Below are 14,679 nucleotides of genomic sequence, written 5' to 3'. Positions count from 1 at the left end.
GGTCGGATCCTCAGCGGCCGCTCTTGGCAGGGTCCTTGAGGCCGACGGTGGCGTAGTCGATCTGGCCGCCGAAGGAGGTGTGACCGAATGCTCCGGCGATGTTGGTGCCGAGCAGCAGTGGCATGCGTTCGATGACGGCGGGTGCGGTGGGGGCCTCGGCGAGGATCCGTCCGTCCAGGTCCTGCCATGCCTTGGCGGCCTGCCGGGCGTCGGTCATGGCGGCGATCTCGTCCATCCGTTTCATGGTCACCCTGTCGCGGAAGAGCGAGTGGTTGCCGGAGTTGCCCTTCTCCTTGATGTAGCGGCCGTCGAAGACGAAGGGCAGGAAGGTGGAGCCGGACGGGTAGTCGGGGCACCAGCCCGTGTAGACGAGGTCGGTGCGGTTCTCGGTGTCGCCGATCGTGTCGTAGAAGGCGGACGGGTCGACGGTCTCGATGGTGACCTTGATCCCGGCCCGGCCGAGCGACTGCTGGATCGCCTCGCCCACGCCCTTGTCGCCGCTCGAGACGGTGATGCTGGTGGCGAAGCCGTCCGGGCGGCCGGCCTCCTTGAGGAGCTGCCTGGCCTTCGCCACGTCACCGGCGAGGGGGATCTTCAGGGTGTCGGGCTGCCTGCCGCCGAAGAGGGAGCCCGGCATGAGGGCGGTGGCCGGGTCGCCCAGCGCCGGGCCGCCGGATGCGGTCAGAACGGCCTCGCGGTCGAGGGCGTACTGCACGGCCTGACGGACCTTCACATGGTCGAACGGCGCCCGGCCCGTGTGCATCTGCACCATCTCGGTGCAGTTGGTGGACTCGGCCAGCAACCGGGCCCTGACGTCGGGCCTGGTGAGCACTTTGGAGGCGCTTTCGGGGCGCAGCTTGCCCCAGGGAACGGCGGAGGAGTCGGCGCCGGAGGAGGCGATGAGGCGGTCGTCGATCTGGTTGCCCTTCAGGCCCATCGTGACGACGATCCTGTCCGGGTATGCCTTGCGCACGGTGTCGGAACCCGGGTCCCAGTGGGGGTTGCGCACCAGCACCAGCTGCTTGTCCCGTGCGTACCTCTCGATCCTGTACGGACCGGAGGAGAAGGGGCGGTTGTCGTACCGGGGGCCCTTGTCCCGCGCCTTCGGGACCGGCGCGAAGGTCGGCAGCACGGTGGCGTAGGGGAACTCGGCGAAGGGCTTGCGCAGTTCGAAGACGATCGTGTGGTCGTCGGGCACCTTGACGGAGTCGAGGTGCTTTCCCGTGGCCGGGCCCTGGTAGCCCTCGGCGCCGGCGAGGTAGCGGGCCGCGTAGTCGGGGCCGCCGGGCAGGTCGGGGGAGAAGGACCGCTCGACGTTGTACTTGATGTCGTGGGCGGTGACGGGCGACCCGTCTTCGTACTTCAGCCCCTTCTTGAGCCTGAAGGTCCAGGTCCTGGCCCCGTTGGAGGAGGTGCCGAGGTCCGCGGCGAGGTCGGGGGTCAGCTCCCCGCCGCCGGCGCCCGGCTCGGCACGGTACGTGACGAGGGTGCGGTAGAGCAGCCGGGTGCCGAAGTCCATGTCGCCCATGACCCAGTTGCGGGCGGGGTCGAGGTGGGTGAAGTCCTGGTTCGACAGGACGGTGAGGGTGCCGCCCTTCGTGGGGGTGCCCCCGATGGCGGCGCCCTGGTTGGCGAGGGCGGGATTCGTGCCGCGGCCTTTGCCGTCCGTGGACCGCGTGCCGCCAAAGCAGCCGGCCGCGCCGAGGGCGAGGGTCGTCACCAGGGCGGCGGCGAGGGCGGTGCGGGTGCGCTTGTTCATCAGTGGTCACTCCGTGAACAGTCGGACAGCCGAGCCGGCTGAATGTGACCCGTAACATAGTAATGTGAAATTGTACTGCACAAGAGGCCCGCACGAATCAAGGAGGACCGCATGAAGGAAACCGCGGCGAGCGCCCACCGGACGGTCAGCCACGACCTCCCGCTGTCACCGGAGTTCGAGGCATTCATGGCGGGCGGCTGGGCACCGTCCCCGCTCGCCGGCGACGTCCGGCTGCCCGTCGCCGGCCTCACGCCCAGCCGCCGTGCCCGGCTGTCGGCCCGCTTCCCCGGCGAGCGGCTCATCGTCCCGGCGGGGGAGTTGAGCGTCCGCTCGAACGACTGCGACCACCGCTTCCGGCCGCACAGTGCGTACGCCTGGCTCACCGGCCTGACCGGTGAGGAGCAGGCCGGACACGTCCTGGTCATGGAGCCGGACGGGCTGCACGGGCACGAGGCGGTGCTGTATGTGCGGCCGCGCTCGCCGCGCACCGACGCCGGCTTCCACCGGGACCGCCGCTACGGCGAGTTCTGGGTCGGACGGCGCCCCGACCTGGCCGAGGCGGAGCACCTGACCGGCATCCGCTGCGCCGATCTGGAGGGGCGGGGGACGCTGCCGCCGGGCCGCGACGCCCTTGTCGACGCCGAACTGGCCTCGGCACTGAGCGAGTTGAGGCTGGTGAAGGACGCCTGGGAGGTGGAGCAGCTCCAACTCGCCGTGGACCACACCGCCGCGGGCTTCGAGGATGTCGTGCGTTCCCTGCCGCGAGCACTCGCCCATCCGCGGGGTGAGCGCTGGATCGAGGGCGTCTTCGGCCTGCGTGCCCGCGCCGAGGGTAACGGCACCGGCTACGAGACCATCGCGGCGGCGGGTGCCCATGCCTGCGTCCTGCACTGGATACGCAACGACGGGCCGCTGGACCCGCGACAGTTGCTGCTCCTGGACGCGGGCGTGGAGACGGACAGTCTGTACACCGCGGACATCACGCGCACCCTCCCGCTCTCCGGGCGGTTCTCGCCCGTGCAGCGGCAGGTCTACGAACTCGTGCTCGCCGCCCAGGAGGCGGGCATCGCCGCGCTCAGGCCGGGGGCACGGTTCCGTGACTTCCACGGTGCTGCCATGCGGTTGATCGCGGAGGGGCTCACGGAGTGGGGCGTCCTGGGGAGCCCCGAGGGCGAGTTCCACCGGCGCTACACCCTGTGCAGCAGTGGGCACATGCTCGGGCTCGACGTGCACGACTGCGCTCAGGCGCGGGCGACGGCCTATCTCGACGGGGTGCTGGAGGAGGGACAGGTGCTGACGGTCGAGCCCGGCCTCTACCTCCAGCCGGACGACGAGACGCTCCCGGTCGAACTGCGCGGTATCGGTGTGCGCATCGAGGACGACCTCGTCATCACGGCCGAGGGAGCACGGCTGATGTCGGGGGCGCTGCCGCGCACCCCGGACGCGATCGAGGCCTGGATGGGGGCGCTGGCCGAGGGGCACTGATCAAGGGGTCGAGCCCGCCCCGGGCTCGGAGCGCCTCTTGGTGGCCTGCCTCTTGGCACGTGGCAGTGCAATGTGAAATATTACTGACGTGCTCACGAGGAACTCCCCGGATCTCGTCGTCGTCGGAGCGGGCGTGGTCGGCGCCGCCTGCGCCTACTACGCCGCACGCTCCGGCCTCTCCGTCACCGTGATCGACCGCGGCGCCGTCGCGGGCGGGACCACGGGAGCCGGAGAGGGCAACCTGCTGGTCTCCGACAAGGAGCCGGGCCCCGAGCTCGAACTCGCTCTGCTGTCCACCCGGTTGTGGCGCGAACTGGCCGACGTGCTGCCGCCCCGTATCGAGTACGAGGCCAAGGGCGGCCTGGTGGTCGCCTCCGGCGAGGCGTCCCTGGCGGTCCTGCGGGACTTCGCGGCCCGCCAGGAGCGGGCGGGCGTGAGGGTCCGGCAGATCGGGAGCGGCCGGCTCCGCGACCTGGAGCCCCATCTGGCCGAGGACCTGGCGGGCGGCTTCCACTACCCGCAGGACGCCCAGGTGCAGCCCGCGCTCGCCGCGGCACATCTGCTGCGCGCCGTGGGCGGGCACGGCCCCGGCCGGGTCTTCCTGCGGCTGGGCGAGGAGGTCACCGGCATCCTCAAGGGGGCGAGCGGCGAGGTACGGGGCGTACGGACGGCGAGCGGTGATCTGCACGCTCCGTATGTGGTGAACGCCGCCGGGACCTGGGGCGGCCGGCTGGCCCGGCTCGCGGGAGTGGACCTGCCGGTGCTCCCCCGTCGGGGCTTCGTCCTGGTCACCGAGCCGCTGCCGCGCGTGGTGCGGCACAAGGTCTACACGGCCGACTACGTCGCCGATGTCGCCAGTGGCTCGGCGGCGCTCCAGACCTCCGCCGTCGTCGAGGGCACCCCGGCCGGGCCGGTCCTGATCGGCGCGAGCCGGGAACGCGTCGGCTTCGACCGCGCCCTGTCGGTGGAGGCGCTGCGCCGCCTCGCGGCCCAGGCGACCCGCCTGTTCCCGGTACTCGCCGGGGTGCACGCGATACGGACGTACGCCGGATTCCGCCCCTACCTGCCCGACCATCTGCCCGCGATCGGATCCGACCCGCGCGTACCCGGCCTGCTGCACGCCTGCGGGCACGAAGGCGCGGGGATCGGGCTCGCCCCGGCCACAGGGACCATCGTCGCCCGGATCGTGTCCGGGGCCGGGCTCCCCATGGACATCACTCCGTTCGGACCCGACCGGTTCGAGGGGACCTCGCAACCGCGGAAGGAGCCGCGCCATGGCGCGTGACCGCACCCCCGCCGAACTCGTCGGCGCGGCACCCGAACAGCCCCCGTTCGACATCACCTTCGACGGGCGGGCGATCACCGCGCTGCCCGGGCAGTCCGTCGCCGCCGCCCTGTGGTCGGCCGGGGTCCTCGCCTGGCGCACCACGCGCCGAGGCGGCCGTCCGCGCGGAGCGTTCTGTGGCATCGGCCAGTGCTACGACTGCCTCGCCACGATCAACGGCCGGCCCAACAGGCGGGCCTGTCTGGTGCCCGCCCGTCCCGGAGACACGATCACCACTCAGGAAGGACACGGCCATGCCGAACTCGCCGTCTGACCGTGCCGCCGACGACCCGTACGGCGCGGTGCACGACCTCGTGGTGATCGGCGCGGGCTGTGCGGGCCTGGCAGGCGCCGTCACCGCCTTCGAACAGGGGCTCTCGGTCGCCCTGCTGGACACGGCCGGCCGGATCGGCGGCCAGTTCTACCGCCACCCCGCCCCGGCCATCGGCGCCGTGCGCCCGGAGGCCCTGCACCACGACTGGTCCGCCTTCGCCGGTCTGCGCCACCGCCTCGAGGCGAGCGACGTCGTCCATCTCGCCGGGCACCACGTCTGGACCGTGGCACGGCAGGACGGGGCGAACCCGCGCTGGACGGTGCACGCGGTCACCGGGGTGGACGGCGACGGCGAGCGCCCGGTGCGCGTACATGCCCGCGCCGTCCTGCTGGCGACCGGCGCCTACGAACGCCAACTGCCCTTCCCCGGCTGGACGCTGCCGGGAGTCGTGGGCGCCGCAGGAGCGCAGGCGATGCTGAAGTCGGGGCTCGTCCTGCCCGGCAGGCGCGTCGTCGTGGCGGGCAGCGGCCCGCTGCTGCTCGCCGTCGCCTCCTCGCTCGCCGCCGCCGGGGCGCGCGTTCCCCTGGTGGTGGAGGCATCCGGCTATCTCGGGTACGCACGTCGCCCGGACGTACTCGCCGTCAACCCGCAGAAGCTGGCCGAGGCCGTGGTCCACGGCGCCGCGCTGCTGCGGCACGGCGTACGGTTGCGCACCCGCAGTGCGGTGACCGATGTCCACGGCGCCGACCGGGTGGAGGCGGTCACCGTCTCCCGGCTCGACCGCGACTGGCGGCCCGTACAGGGGTCGGGCCGCCGGATCGCCTGCGACGCGCTCGCGGTGGGGCACGGTCTGGTCCCCCAGACCGAGCTGGCCACGAGCCTCGGGTGTGCGACGCGGCGTACGCAGGACGGGACGTATGCCCTCGCGCTGGACGCACTGCAGCAGACCTCGGTGCCGGGCCTGTGGGCGGCGGGTGAGACCGGTGGCATCGGGGGCGCGCAACTCGCCCGCGTGGAAGGGGAGCTTGCGGGGTTCGCGGTGGCCGCCCAGGTGCGCGGAGGGCACGAACCGGCCCGCGACGGGCGGGTGCGGGAGCTTCAGCGGCGGCGCGAGCGCATGCGGGCCTTCGCCGGCGCGATGACCGCCATGCACGCGCCGGGGCCGGGCTGGGTCGACTGGCTGGACGACGCGACGGAAGTGTGCCGCTGCGAGGAGGTACGGGCAGGCGCCATCCGTGAGGCGGTGGACGAGCACGGGGCCCGTGACGCCCGCACCGTCAAGCTGCTCACCCGTGCGGGCATGGGCTGGTGCCAGGGCCGGGTGTGCGGGGCGGCCGTGGCCCGCCTCGCGGCGGGAGGGGGCGCCCCGGCCGTGCCGCCCTCTCCCGAACGGCGGCCGCTCGCCGTGCCCGTCGCGCTGGAGTTGCTCGGCTCCCTCGACACGACCGCGCCGACATCCTCGCCCGCCGCCCCGGCCCAACGGCCCGACACCGCAGGCCCGGACGGAGCCGCCACCTCCGGCGACTGAGGTCCGGGCGCCCCCTTGTGGGTGTCGTACAACGCTTAGTCAAATGTCACACCCTATGGAAGAGGTCCTGTAATGACCGCCACCAAGGCCACCGCCACCTGGACCACCGACCGCCCCTGGCGCGGCATCATGGTCGCCACGGCGCTCCCCCTGCGCGAGGACCTGTCCGTCGACCTCGACGCCTACGCCGAGCACGTCCGCGGGCTCATCGACCAGGGCTGCGACGGCGTCGTGCCCAACGGCTCACTCGGCGAGTACCAGAGCCTCACCGACGACGAGCGGGCCCGCGTGGTCCGCACCGCCGTCGCAGCCGCGGGCGACGGAGCCCGCGTGATGCCCGGGGTCGCCGCCTACGGCAGCGCTGAGTCACGCCGCTGGGCGGAACAGGCCGCCGAGGAAGGCTGCGGAAGCGTCCTGCTGCTGCCGCCCAATGCCTATCGCGCCGACGAGCCGGCGGTACGCGCCCACTTCGTGGAGGTCGCCCGCGCGGGACTGCCCGTCGTGGGCTACAACAACCCCATCGACACCAAGGTCGACCTCACCCCCGATCTGCTGGCCCGGCTCCATGGCGACGGCAGCATCGTGGCCGTCAAGGAGTTCAGCGGTGATGTGCGCCGGGCCTACGAGATCGGCGAACTCGCTCCGGACCTCGATCTGCTGGTCGGCGCGGACGACGTTCTGCTCGAGCTCTCCCTCGCGGGCGCCGTCGGCTGGATCGCCGGCTGTCCGAACGCCTTTCCCGCGACCTGCGCCGAGCTCTACCACGCCGCCGTCGCCGGGGACCTCGACACCGCACTGCCCCTCTACAAGGCATTGCATCCGCTGCTCCGCTGGGACTCCAGGACCGAGTTCGTGCAGGCCATCAAGTTGTCCATGGACCTCGTGGGCCGCCGCGGCGGCCCCACTCGCCCGCCTCGTGTGCCGCTGTCCGCGAAGGACGCCGCCACGGTGCGCGCGGCGACCGGGAAGGCCGTCGCCGACGGCCACCACTGACCCCCGATCCGCCCTCGCAGGAAGGGACATTCGTGCGGACCCGTCATGTCTTCCACGCCGTCGACTCGCACACCGAGGGCATGCCCACGCGTGTGATCACCGGAGGCGTCGGGGTGGTCCCCGGCGCCACGATGGCCGAGCGCAGGCTCCACTTCATCGAGCACCTCGACCATCTGCGCACGCTCCTGATGTACGAGCCGCGCGGCCACGCCTCCATGAGCGGCGCGATCCTTCAGCCGCCGACCCGCCCCGACGCCGACTACGGAGTCCTGTACATCGAGGTCTCCGGCCTGCTGCCGATGTGCGGACACGGCACCATCGGCGTGGCCACCGTCCTCGTCGAGACCGGCATGGTTCCGGTCACCGAGCCCGTCACCACCGTCCGCCTCGACACCCCGGCCGGGCTCGTCTCCGTCGACGTGCGGGTCGAGGACGGCGCGGCCGAGGCGGTCACGCTCACCAACGTCCCCGCGTTCTGCGCCGGCCTGGACCGCAAGGTGGACGTGCCCGGGCACGGGACGGTGAGGTACGACCTCGCCTTCGGGGGCAACTTCTACGCGTTCGTCGAACTGGACGCGCTGGGGCTGCCGTTCGACCGGTCCCGCAAGGGCGAGCTGCTCACGGCCGGGCTCGCCGTCATGGACGCGATCAACGCGTCCCCGGACCGCCCGGTCCACCCGGAGCAGCCCGAGATCGCCGGGGTCAAACACGTCTATCTCGCCGCCCCGGGCTCTGACGCGCACCGCTCACGCCATGCCATGGCCATCCACCCGGGCTGGTTCGACCGCTCGCCGTGCGGCACCGGCACCTCCGCGCGGATGGCGCAGCTGCACGCCCGCGGAGCCCTGCCGCTGCACCGCGACTTCGTCAACGAGTCCTTCATCGGGACCGAGTTCACCGGCCGTCTGGTGGCGGAGAGTGAGGTCGGCGGGGTGCCCGCCGTCGTCCCCCGTATCACCGGGCGCGCCTGGATCACCGGCACCGCCCAGTACTTCCTCGACCCGGACGACCCGTTCCCCGGAGGTTTCCTCCTGTGACCACCACCAGCCAGGTCGTGTCGCACAACCCGACCGACCCTTCCGACGTTCTCGTGCGGCTGCCCGCCCCGGGTGCCTTCGCCGCCGTCTCCGCCGTGGAGCGGGCCCGCACCGCCCGGCCCGACTGGTTCACGGGCGGGGCCGCCGCCCGCTCGGCGGCGCTCGGCGCGGTCGCCGCCGCCGTCGAGGCCGCCGGGGAGGAGCTGGCAGCCCTCGCCGTACGAGAGGTGGGCAAGCCGGTCGCAGAGGCACGCGCCGAAGTGGCCCGCACCGCCGCGATCTGGCGGTACTACGCCCAGACCCCCTTCGACCCCGTCGGCGCCGTTCACGAGACGGCCGACGGTGCGGGGCTACTGCTCACCCGCCGCCGCCCGCGCGGAGTCGCGGGCGTCATCACCCCGTGGAACTTCCCCTTCGCCATCCCCAGCTGGAAGGCGGCCCCGGCGCTCGCGGCCGGCAACACCGTCGTGCTCAAGCCGGCACCCGAAGCGACCGCATGCGCCGAGCGCCTGGCCGAGATCGTCTGCCGGATGGTGCCGGACGGAGTGTTCACCGTGCTGCCGGGCGGGCCCACCGAGGGCAACGCGGTCGTCTCCGCCGTCGACGTCGTCTCCTTCACCGGGTCCACGAGGACGGGCGGTGCGGTGGTCCGTACCGCCACCACGCGCGGCATTCCGGTGCAGGCCGAGATGGGCGGCCTGAACGCGGCGATCGTCCTCCCCGACTCCGACATCGCCCGGGCCGCGGCGCACATCGCCGCCGCGATCGCCGGGTACGCGGGACAGAAGTGCACGGCAACCAGCCGTGTGATCGCGGTCGGCGCCGCCCTCGATCCGCTGCGCGAGGCCCTCACCGAGGCGCTGCGCGCGGTCCCCGTGGGCGATCCCTCCGATCCCGCCACGGTATGCGGACCACTCATCGACGGGCGGGCCCGCGACGCGGTGCTCCGCGCGCGGGAGGGCCTCGCCGAACTCGCGGGCGCCACTGCCCCCGAGGGGACGGACGGCTGGTACGCGGCGCCTGCACTGGTCGAGAAGGTGCCGCACGGTCACCGGCTGCTGCGCGAGGAGGTCTTCGGACCGCTGGCGGCCCTGCTGCCCGCCGACGACCTGGCCCACGCGGTACGGATCACCAACTCCGTTCCGTACGGCCTGGTCACCTCCGTGCACACCGCCTCGCTCGATGCGACACTGCACGGGCTCGACGGTCTCGACACCGGCCTGGTGCGCGTCAACGCGCCTTCCACCGGCGTCGACTTCCATCTGCCCTTCGGCGGAACGAAAGCATCCAGCCACGGACCGCGGGAGCAGGGACGGGCCGCCCTGGAGTTCTACACCTCCGGCCGGACCTACACCCTGGTGCCGGCCGACCGGTAGCTCCCCCGTGGGCACCTGCGAAAACAACGTGACATTGTACGCTGGTGACTCTCTCGGCCACGAGGGCACAGGGCGAAGGGAACACGACCGGCATGGGCCACCTGAAGCAGCGCAACCTCATCACCGCCAGGGAGCGGCTGCGCGACCAGGTCGCCCACGCCCTGCGCGCCGCGCTCATCTCCGGGGAACTGCGCCCCGGCGAGGTCTACTCGGCGCCCGGCCTCGCCGAGGACTTCGGGATCTCCGCGACACCGGTGCGGGAGGCGATGCTCGACCTGGCCCGCGAGGGCCTCGTCGAGCCGGTCCGCAACAAGGGCTTCCGTGTCACCGAGGTCAATGAACGCGATCTCGACCAGTACACCGAGATCCGCACCCTGATCGAGGTCCCCATGGTCGGCCGGATCACCCGCAGCGCCTCCGTCGAGGACCTTCAGGCGCTGCGGCCGGTGGCCGAGGAGATCGTGCGCGCCGCGTGCGATCACGACCTCATCGGCTATCTCGAGGCCGACCGGCAGTTCCATCTCTCCCTGCTCGCACTCGCCGGCAACGACCGGCTCGTCGAGACCGTCGGCGATCTGCGCAAGCGCTCGCGGCTGTACGGACTGACCGCCCTGGACGAACGTGACCAGCTGATCCCGTCGGCCGAGGAGCACATCGAGCTGCTCGACCTGATGGTGGCGGGTGACGCGAAGGGTGCGGAGAAGTGCATGGCCCGCCACCTGGGACATGTGCGCTCGCTCTGGGCCGAGGGTGCGCAGGAGAAGGAGGGCCGGCCCGCCGGCCGCGCCACCGGACGGAGGCTGGGCGCGACCCGCTGAGCCCGGTCGCGATGCGCCGGGCCCCGTGCGGGACATCGCGCGCACAGCGCCGGCGGACGGCATGTCCGACCCGGGCTCCGGCGTCCCCGCTTCGAGGAGGTGGTGCGACTCCGGGAAGTCATGGTGGCAGCCGTCCTCGATCGACCGCGTGGCTTTCGCTCATCCCGCCTTCGGGCGGTCGAACCAGATTGTGGCGAGTGTGGGCACGAGCCCGGCCCAGAACAGCACCTGCGGCAGGAGCCTGTCCGTCCACGGGACCTCGGCGATCAGCAGCGCGCACAGCATCGCCCAGGCCGCCTGGGCGATCACGATGCGGGCCCATACGGCGCGGCGCAGCAGTGACCGGACGTTGAGCCGGACACCGGTGCGACGCCGGCGGTGGCGGAGCAGGGCGCCGACGATCCAGATGGCCGTCATCGGTACGAGGTACCAGAGGCGCTGACCGAGCGGGAGCGGCAACTCGCTTGGCACCTCGCCCTCTTCGATGTACAGGTCCATCATCGCTCCTGCGAGGCCGACACCGAGCAGGGCGAGCCAGCGCATGCCGCGCAGCATGCGGTACGTGGCCCGGTCGAGGCCGTCCTGCATCGCGGCGGAGTCCGGTGCGGCGGCGAGCCCGGCGGCGTACAGGTCGGCGGCCCGAGGGGCCTTGACGCCGGGCGCGCCGGCGGCCTTCCTTGTCTGAGCCTCCAGGGCGGCGCGGTGGGTGGGGTCGAGCCGGAGGATGGCGCGTTCGAGCCGGTCGGCCTCGGTGGCGTTCCCGGTGAAGTCGGCGATCTGCTGGGCCACCACGAGGGGGTAGACCTCCTCGGGGCCCAGGCGTATCGCCTCCCTGACCAGGTCGGTCGCCTCTTGGGCCAGGCCGGCGAGCTCGTGGTGCTGCAGCTCTGTGGCGCCCGTCGCCTGGGCGTACCGGACCACCGACATGCGCCAGACGGCGTCGGCGAGCATCGCGCAGGCGTACCAGTCGTGGGGGGCGACACGGACCGCCTCGCGCAGCACGGGCTCGGCCGCGCGCCAGGCTCCGCTGCCCGGCAGGCGCACCAGCGCGTCGGCGCGCAGCAGGAGCGCGCCGTGGTCCTCGGGGGCGAGTTCCAGGGCCGCGTCCGAAGCCTCCAGGGCCTGCTGGGGCCGCTGGGTGTTCAGACGGCAGTAGCCGATCTTGACCCAGGCGCGTATGTCGTCGGGCTCCTCGGCGAGGTGCCGCCCCAGCAGCGCCGCGGCCTGGTCGAAGCGTTCGAAGTCGATGAGGGCCTGGGCCTGTTCGACGGTCGGGTGCAGTGTGGTCACAGCTTCCGCTTCTTCTTGAGATAGGTCACCAGGTCGTCGTACATCCCGCCGTCGTTCGCATACATCGCCACGTTGCGGGCAGCCGCGAACCACGGTTCCGTCGAGGGCGCGATCTTCCTGGCGGCGGCCAGCAGGTCCTTCATACCGATCATGCGTACGGTGCCGGTGCGGGCCGAATCCAGCAGCGCGTGCTCGGCCGCAGCCTCGCAGACATGGGCCAGGTCGGCGCCGGACAGGCCGTCGGTGGCCTTGACCAGCTTGCCCAGGTCGACGTTCTCGATGGGTCGCTCGCGCAGGTGGTAGCGGAGGATCGCCTCCCGGGCGGGCCCGTCGGGCGGCAGCACCAGCAGGGTCCGGTCCAGTCGGCCGGGGCGGCGCAGGGCGATGTCCACGTCCCAGGGCACATTGGTGGCGGCGAGCACGAAGACGCCCTCGTTCGCTCCCGCGTCCACGCCGTCCAGCTCTGTCAGCAGCTGGTTGACGGTGGTGCGCATGCCATTGCTCTGGGTGCGGCTGCGCTTGCCGCCGAGCGCGTCCAGCTCGTCCAGGAACACCACGCAGGGGGCCTGCCGGCGGGCCGTCTGGAAGACCTCGTGCATGTTGCGCTCGGAGTTCCCGATCCACATGTCCAGCACGTCGTTGACCGACACGGAGAGGAAACTCGCGCCGAGTTCACCGGCGACGGCCCGCGCGATGAAGGTCTTGCCGCAGCCGGGCGGCCCGTACAGCAGAAGCCCGCCGCGCAGGCTCTTGCCGTACAGACGGCGCAGCTCGGGGTTGCGAAGTGGCGCCAGGAAGGCCGCCTCCAGACGCTCCTTGACCTCCTGCATACCGCCGACGTCGGCGAGGCGGACGGTCCCGGGCGACTCCACGTCCCAGGCGTCGGCGTCACCCGGATCGCCACTGCCGTCCACGGTGAGCGGCGCCTCGGTGTACCGGGGCGGCACGACATCACCGACCTGGTTCTCGGCGGCCCTCCAGTCGAAGCCCGCGGCGGGCCGCACCTCGGATGCGGGCGGGGCATCGGGCACGGGCGCGGGCGGACCGGGTGTGGCAGCCGGCTCGGGTATGACCGCGGGCGAGGGCCCGGCTCCCATGGCCCGGGCCATCAGCTCGCGTGCGCGGGCGTCACCGGGCGCGTGCTGCAGCGTCACGGCGATCTCCGCCACCGCGGCATCCGCGTGCCCCGCCTCCAGCAGCAGCTCGGCCAGGTGCAGCCGCAGGGGTACGTCCTCGGGCGCGGCAGCAACGGCCGTACGCATGCTGTGTATCAGGGGGGATTCCGCCGTCATGGCCCACACTTTACGTATGCGGCGCGGGCGCCTTTCAGGTGCCCTTGATGCGCCCCGTCGCTGCTGGGGTGACGAATTGACCGAGGGGCGAAGACAGCGGATGACATCGAGCACGTTTCGAATCGGCGGGGAACTGACCGTACAGCGGCTCGGGTTCGGAGCCATGCACCTGCCGACCGGGTCGGCCGCCGACCGGGAGGCGTCGATGGCGGTCGCACGGCGGGCCGTCGAGCTCGGCGTCACGCTGATCGACACCGCCTACCTGTACGGCGGCGGAGCCAATGAGGAGCTCCTCGCCGATGCGCTCCACCCCTACCCGGACGGGCTGCTCGTCACCACCAAGGTCGGCGTCGCGCGATCGGGCCCTTCTGGCGAGTGGCAGCTGGACGGCCGGCCGGACGTCCTGCGGGCCCAGGTCGAGCAGGCCCTGCGCCGGCTCCGCGTCGAGCGCATCGAGCTGCTCCAGCTGCACCGCATCGACCCCAGGACGCCTCTCGCCGACCAACTCGGCACGCTGCGGGACCTCGGGAGCGAAGGCAAGCTCGGCCGGATCGGACTGTCCGAGGTCACCGCCACGGAACTCGACGAGGCACGGAAGATCGTCGACATCGTGAGCGTGCAGAACCGCTACAACCTCGTCGACCGGGAGCACGAGCCGGTGCTCGAGGCCTGCGAGGCGGCGGGAATCGCGTTCCTTCCGTGGCGCCCTGTTGCGGCGGGCGCGTCGGGTGCACGGGCCGAAGTCGCCGCGGTGGCGGCCGAACTCGGCGCCACCGCCACCCAGGTCGCGCTCGCATGGCTCCTCGGCCGATCGCAGGTCGTGCTCCCGATCCCCGGCACCGCCCGGATCGACCACCTCGAGGAGAACCTGGCCGCGGCGCACCTGCGACTGAGCCCGGTCCACCGCGACCGCCTCGACCGGCTGGGCCGGTGAACTCAAGGTCGGAGATTCGTCGGCAGTGGGCGGCGGATCCCCGACTCGGATCATCCGGAGGGCGCGGCCGCCGGCACCGTGGGGTTCACGGCGTCGAACCAGACCAGCCCCTCTGCCGTCGACAGCAGGAACCGGCCGGTGTAGGCGTTCTTGCTGATCTCGCTGTCGAAGCTCTTGCTGTGGACCCACCCGGCTCCGTCCGGGACATGGGCAGCGAGGCGCCCGGGCACGTCGACGGGTGCGTCCGGTCGGAAGTCGCGGGTCGTCACCGACAGCAGCCGCTCGACCGTGCCGTCCGCGAGGCGGGCGACCCCCACCACGCGGATGTCGGACGGGCCCGGGAGTGACCGGCCGTCGTTGTTCTTCACGAGGTCGTAGCCGAGCCAGTGGGCCTCTCTCAGCGGGCCGAGCTGGGGGAAGCGCTTCTCCAGCGGCTCCGTTTCCGCACGGAGCGGGCCCTCGTCGGGGCCGTCGGAGGCGGCGACGGCCTTGCATGAGGAGGTCAGCGCCACGGCCCCCATGGCCAGCACCAGCCGCCGCGACACCTGTGACATCCACGCCTCCTCGAC

At 72.5% G+C, this 14,679-nt stretch carries 13 protein-coding genes; 9 read left to right on the top strand and 4 right to left on the bottom strand.

Translation table 11 applies throughout. From position 1 onward, the window contains the following. Window positions 1–10: 10 nt before the first annotated feature. On the bottom strand, window positions 11–1,759 hold the full coding sequence (locus IE198_RS18315) for an ABC transporter substrate-binding protein (protein ID WP_189887794.1): 1,749 nt from the start codon (window positions 1,757–1,759) through the stop codon (window positions 11–13). A 111-nt stretch (window positions 1,760–1,870) separates the two neighbouring features. Between IE198_RS18315 and IE198_RS18310 the strand changes: the two genes are divergently transcribed. The 8 genes from IE198_RS18310 to IE198_RS18275 all read left to right on the top strand — a co-directional run bounded on the left by IE198_RS18310 (window position 1,871) and on the right by IE198_RS18275 (window position 10,594). Continuing rightward, entirely contained in the window at window positions 1,871–3,244 is a 1,374-nt protein-coding gene (locus tag IE198_RS18310; RefSeq protein WP_189887793.1) for an aminopeptidase P family protein, read from the top strand. A gap of 88 nt (window positions 3,245–3,332) precedes the next feature. Then, complete coding sequence (locus tag IE198_RS18305; RefSeq protein WP_189887791.1) at window positions 3,333–4,529, top strand: NAD(P)/FAD-dependent oxidoreductase; 1,197 nt, start codon at window positions 3,333–3,335, stop codon at window positions 4,527–4,529. Continuing rightward, on the top strand, window positions 4,519–4,842 hold the full coding sequence (locus IE198_RS18300) for a (2Fe-2S)-binding protein (RefSeq protein ID WP_189887789.1): 324 nt from the start codon (window positions 4,519–4,521) through the stop codon (window positions 4,840–4,842). Before IE198_RS18305 ends, IE198_RS18300 begins: the two co-directional genes overlap by 11 nt. After that, on the top strand, window positions 4,823–6,370 hold the full coding sequence (locus IE198_RS18295; RefSeq protein ID WP_189887787.1) for an FAD/NAD(P)-dependent oxidoreductase: 1,548 nt from the start codon (window positions 4,823–4,825) through the stop codon (window positions 6,368–6,370). Before IE198_RS18300 ends, IE198_RS18295 begins: the two co-directional genes overlap by 20 nt. Before the next feature lie 72 nt (window positions 6,371–6,442). Continuing rightward, on the top strand, window positions 6,443–7,363 hold the full coding sequence (locus tag IE198_RS18290) for a dihydrodipicolinate synthase family protein (protein ID WP_189887785.1): 921 nt from the start codon (window positions 6,443–6,445) through the stop codon (window positions 7,361–7,363). A gap of 32 nt (window positions 7,364–7,395) precedes the next feature. After that, on the top strand, window positions 7,396–8,400 hold the full coding sequence (locus IE198_RS18285) for a proline racemase family protein (RefSeq protein WP_189887783.1): 1,005 nt from the start codon (window positions 7,396–7,398) through the stop codon (window positions 8,398–8,400). Further along, window positions 8,397–9,776 carry an aldehyde dehydrogenase family protein gene (locus tag IE198_RS18280; protein WP_189887781.1) on the top strand — a complete coding sequence of 460 codons (1,380 nt, stop codon included), beginning with the start codon at window positions 8,397–8,399 and terminating at the stop codon, window positions 9,774–9,776. The genes IE198_RS18285 and IE198_RS18280 overlap by 4 nt, the downstream gene beginning before the upstream one ends. Before the next feature lie 92 nt (window positions 9,777–9,868). Then, window positions 9,869–10,594, top strand: a complete 726-nt coding sequence (locus tag IE198_RS18275) for a GntR family transcriptional regulator (RefSeq protein WP_189888007.1) — start codon at window positions 9,869–9,871, stop codon at window positions 10,592–10,594. 159 nt (window positions 10,595–10,753) lie between these two features. Here the strand turns inward: IE198_RS18275 and IE198_RS18270 are convergent, their stop codons facing one another. Both IE198_RS18270 and IE198_RS18265 read right to left on the bottom strand, forming a co-directional pair. Continuing rightward, window positions 10,754–11,884 (bottom strand): tetratricopeptide repeat protein, encoded by a 1,131-nt coding sequence (locus IE198_RS18270; RefSeq protein ID WP_189887779.1) that lies wholly within the window; start codon window positions 11,882–11,884, stop codon window positions 10,754–10,756. Continuing rightward, entirely contained in the window at window positions 11,881–13,176 is a 1,296-nt protein-coding gene (locus IE198_RS18265) for an ATP-binding protein (protein WP_189887777.1), read from the bottom strand. The genes IE198_RS18270 and IE198_RS18265 overlap by 4 nt, the downstream gene beginning before the upstream one ends. 100 nt (window positions 13,177–13,276) lie before the next feature. On the opposite strand from IE198_RS18265, the gene IE198_RS18260 reads away from it, so the two are divergent. Next, entirely contained in the window at window positions 13,277–14,110 is an 834-nt protein-coding gene (locus tag IE198_RS18260; protein ID WP_189887775.1) for an aldo/keto reductase, read from the top strand. Between the two features lie 50 nt (window positions 14,111–14,160). Here the strand turns inward: IE198_RS18260 and IE198_RS18255 are convergent, their stop codons facing one another. Continuing rightward, on the bottom strand, window positions 14,161–14,664 hold the full coding sequence (locus IE198_RS18255) for a hypothetical protein (protein WP_189887773.1): 504 nt from the start codon (window positions 14,662–14,664) through the stop codon (window positions 14,161–14,163). Between the last annotated feature and the right edge of the window lie 15 nt (window positions 14,665–14,679).

The sequence above is a fragment of the Streptomyces xantholiticus genome (assembly GCF_014651015.1).
Taxonomy (GTDB): Bacteria; Actinomycetota; Actinomycetes; order Streptomycetales; family Streptomycetaceae; genus Streptomyces; species Streptomyces xantholiticus.
This window is presented reverse-complemented; position numbering and strand designations above follow the sequence as displayed.

What these genes read in the sequence shown, in the direction of transcription:
- IE198_RS18315 (WP_189887794.1), bottom strand. Translation starts at nt 1,759, where the DNA reads ATGAACAAGCGCACCCGCACCGCCCTCGCCGCCGCCCTGGTGACGACC.
- IE198_RS18310 (WP_189887793.1), top strand. Translation starts at nt 1,871, where the DNA reads ATGAAGGAAACCGCGGCGAGCGCCCACCGGACGGTCAGCCACGACCTC.
- IE198_RS18300 (WP_189887789.1), top strand. Translation starts at nt 4,519, where the DNA reads ATGGCGCGTGACCGCACCCCCGCCGAACTCGTCGGCGCGGCACCCGAA.
- IE198_RS18295 (WP_189887787.1), top strand. Translation starts at nt 4,823, where the DNA reads ATGCCGAACTCGCCGTCTGACCGTGCCGCCGACGACCCGTACGGCGCG.
- IE198_RS18290 (WP_189887785.1), top strand. Translation starts at nt 6,443, where the DNA reads ATGACCGCCACCAAGGCCACCGCCACCTGGACCACCGACCGCCCCTGG.
- IE198_RS18275 (WP_189888007.1), top strand. Translation starts at nt 9,869, where the DNA reads ATGGGCCACCTGAAGCAGCGCAACCTCATCACCGCCAGGGAGCGGCTG.
- IE198_RS18265 (WP_189887777.1), bottom strand. Translation starts at nt 13,176, where the DNA reads ATGACGGCGGAATCCCCCCTGATACACAGCATGCGTACGGCCGTTGCT.
- IE198_RS18260 (WP_189887775.1), top strand. Translation starts at nt 13,277, where the DNA reads ATGACATCGAGCACGTTTCGAATCGGCGGGGAACTGACCGTACAGCGG.
- IE198_RS18255 (WP_189887773.1), bottom strand. Translation starts at nt 14,664, where the DNA reads ATGTCACAGGTGTCGCGGCGGCTGGTGCTGGCCATGGGGGCCGTGGCG.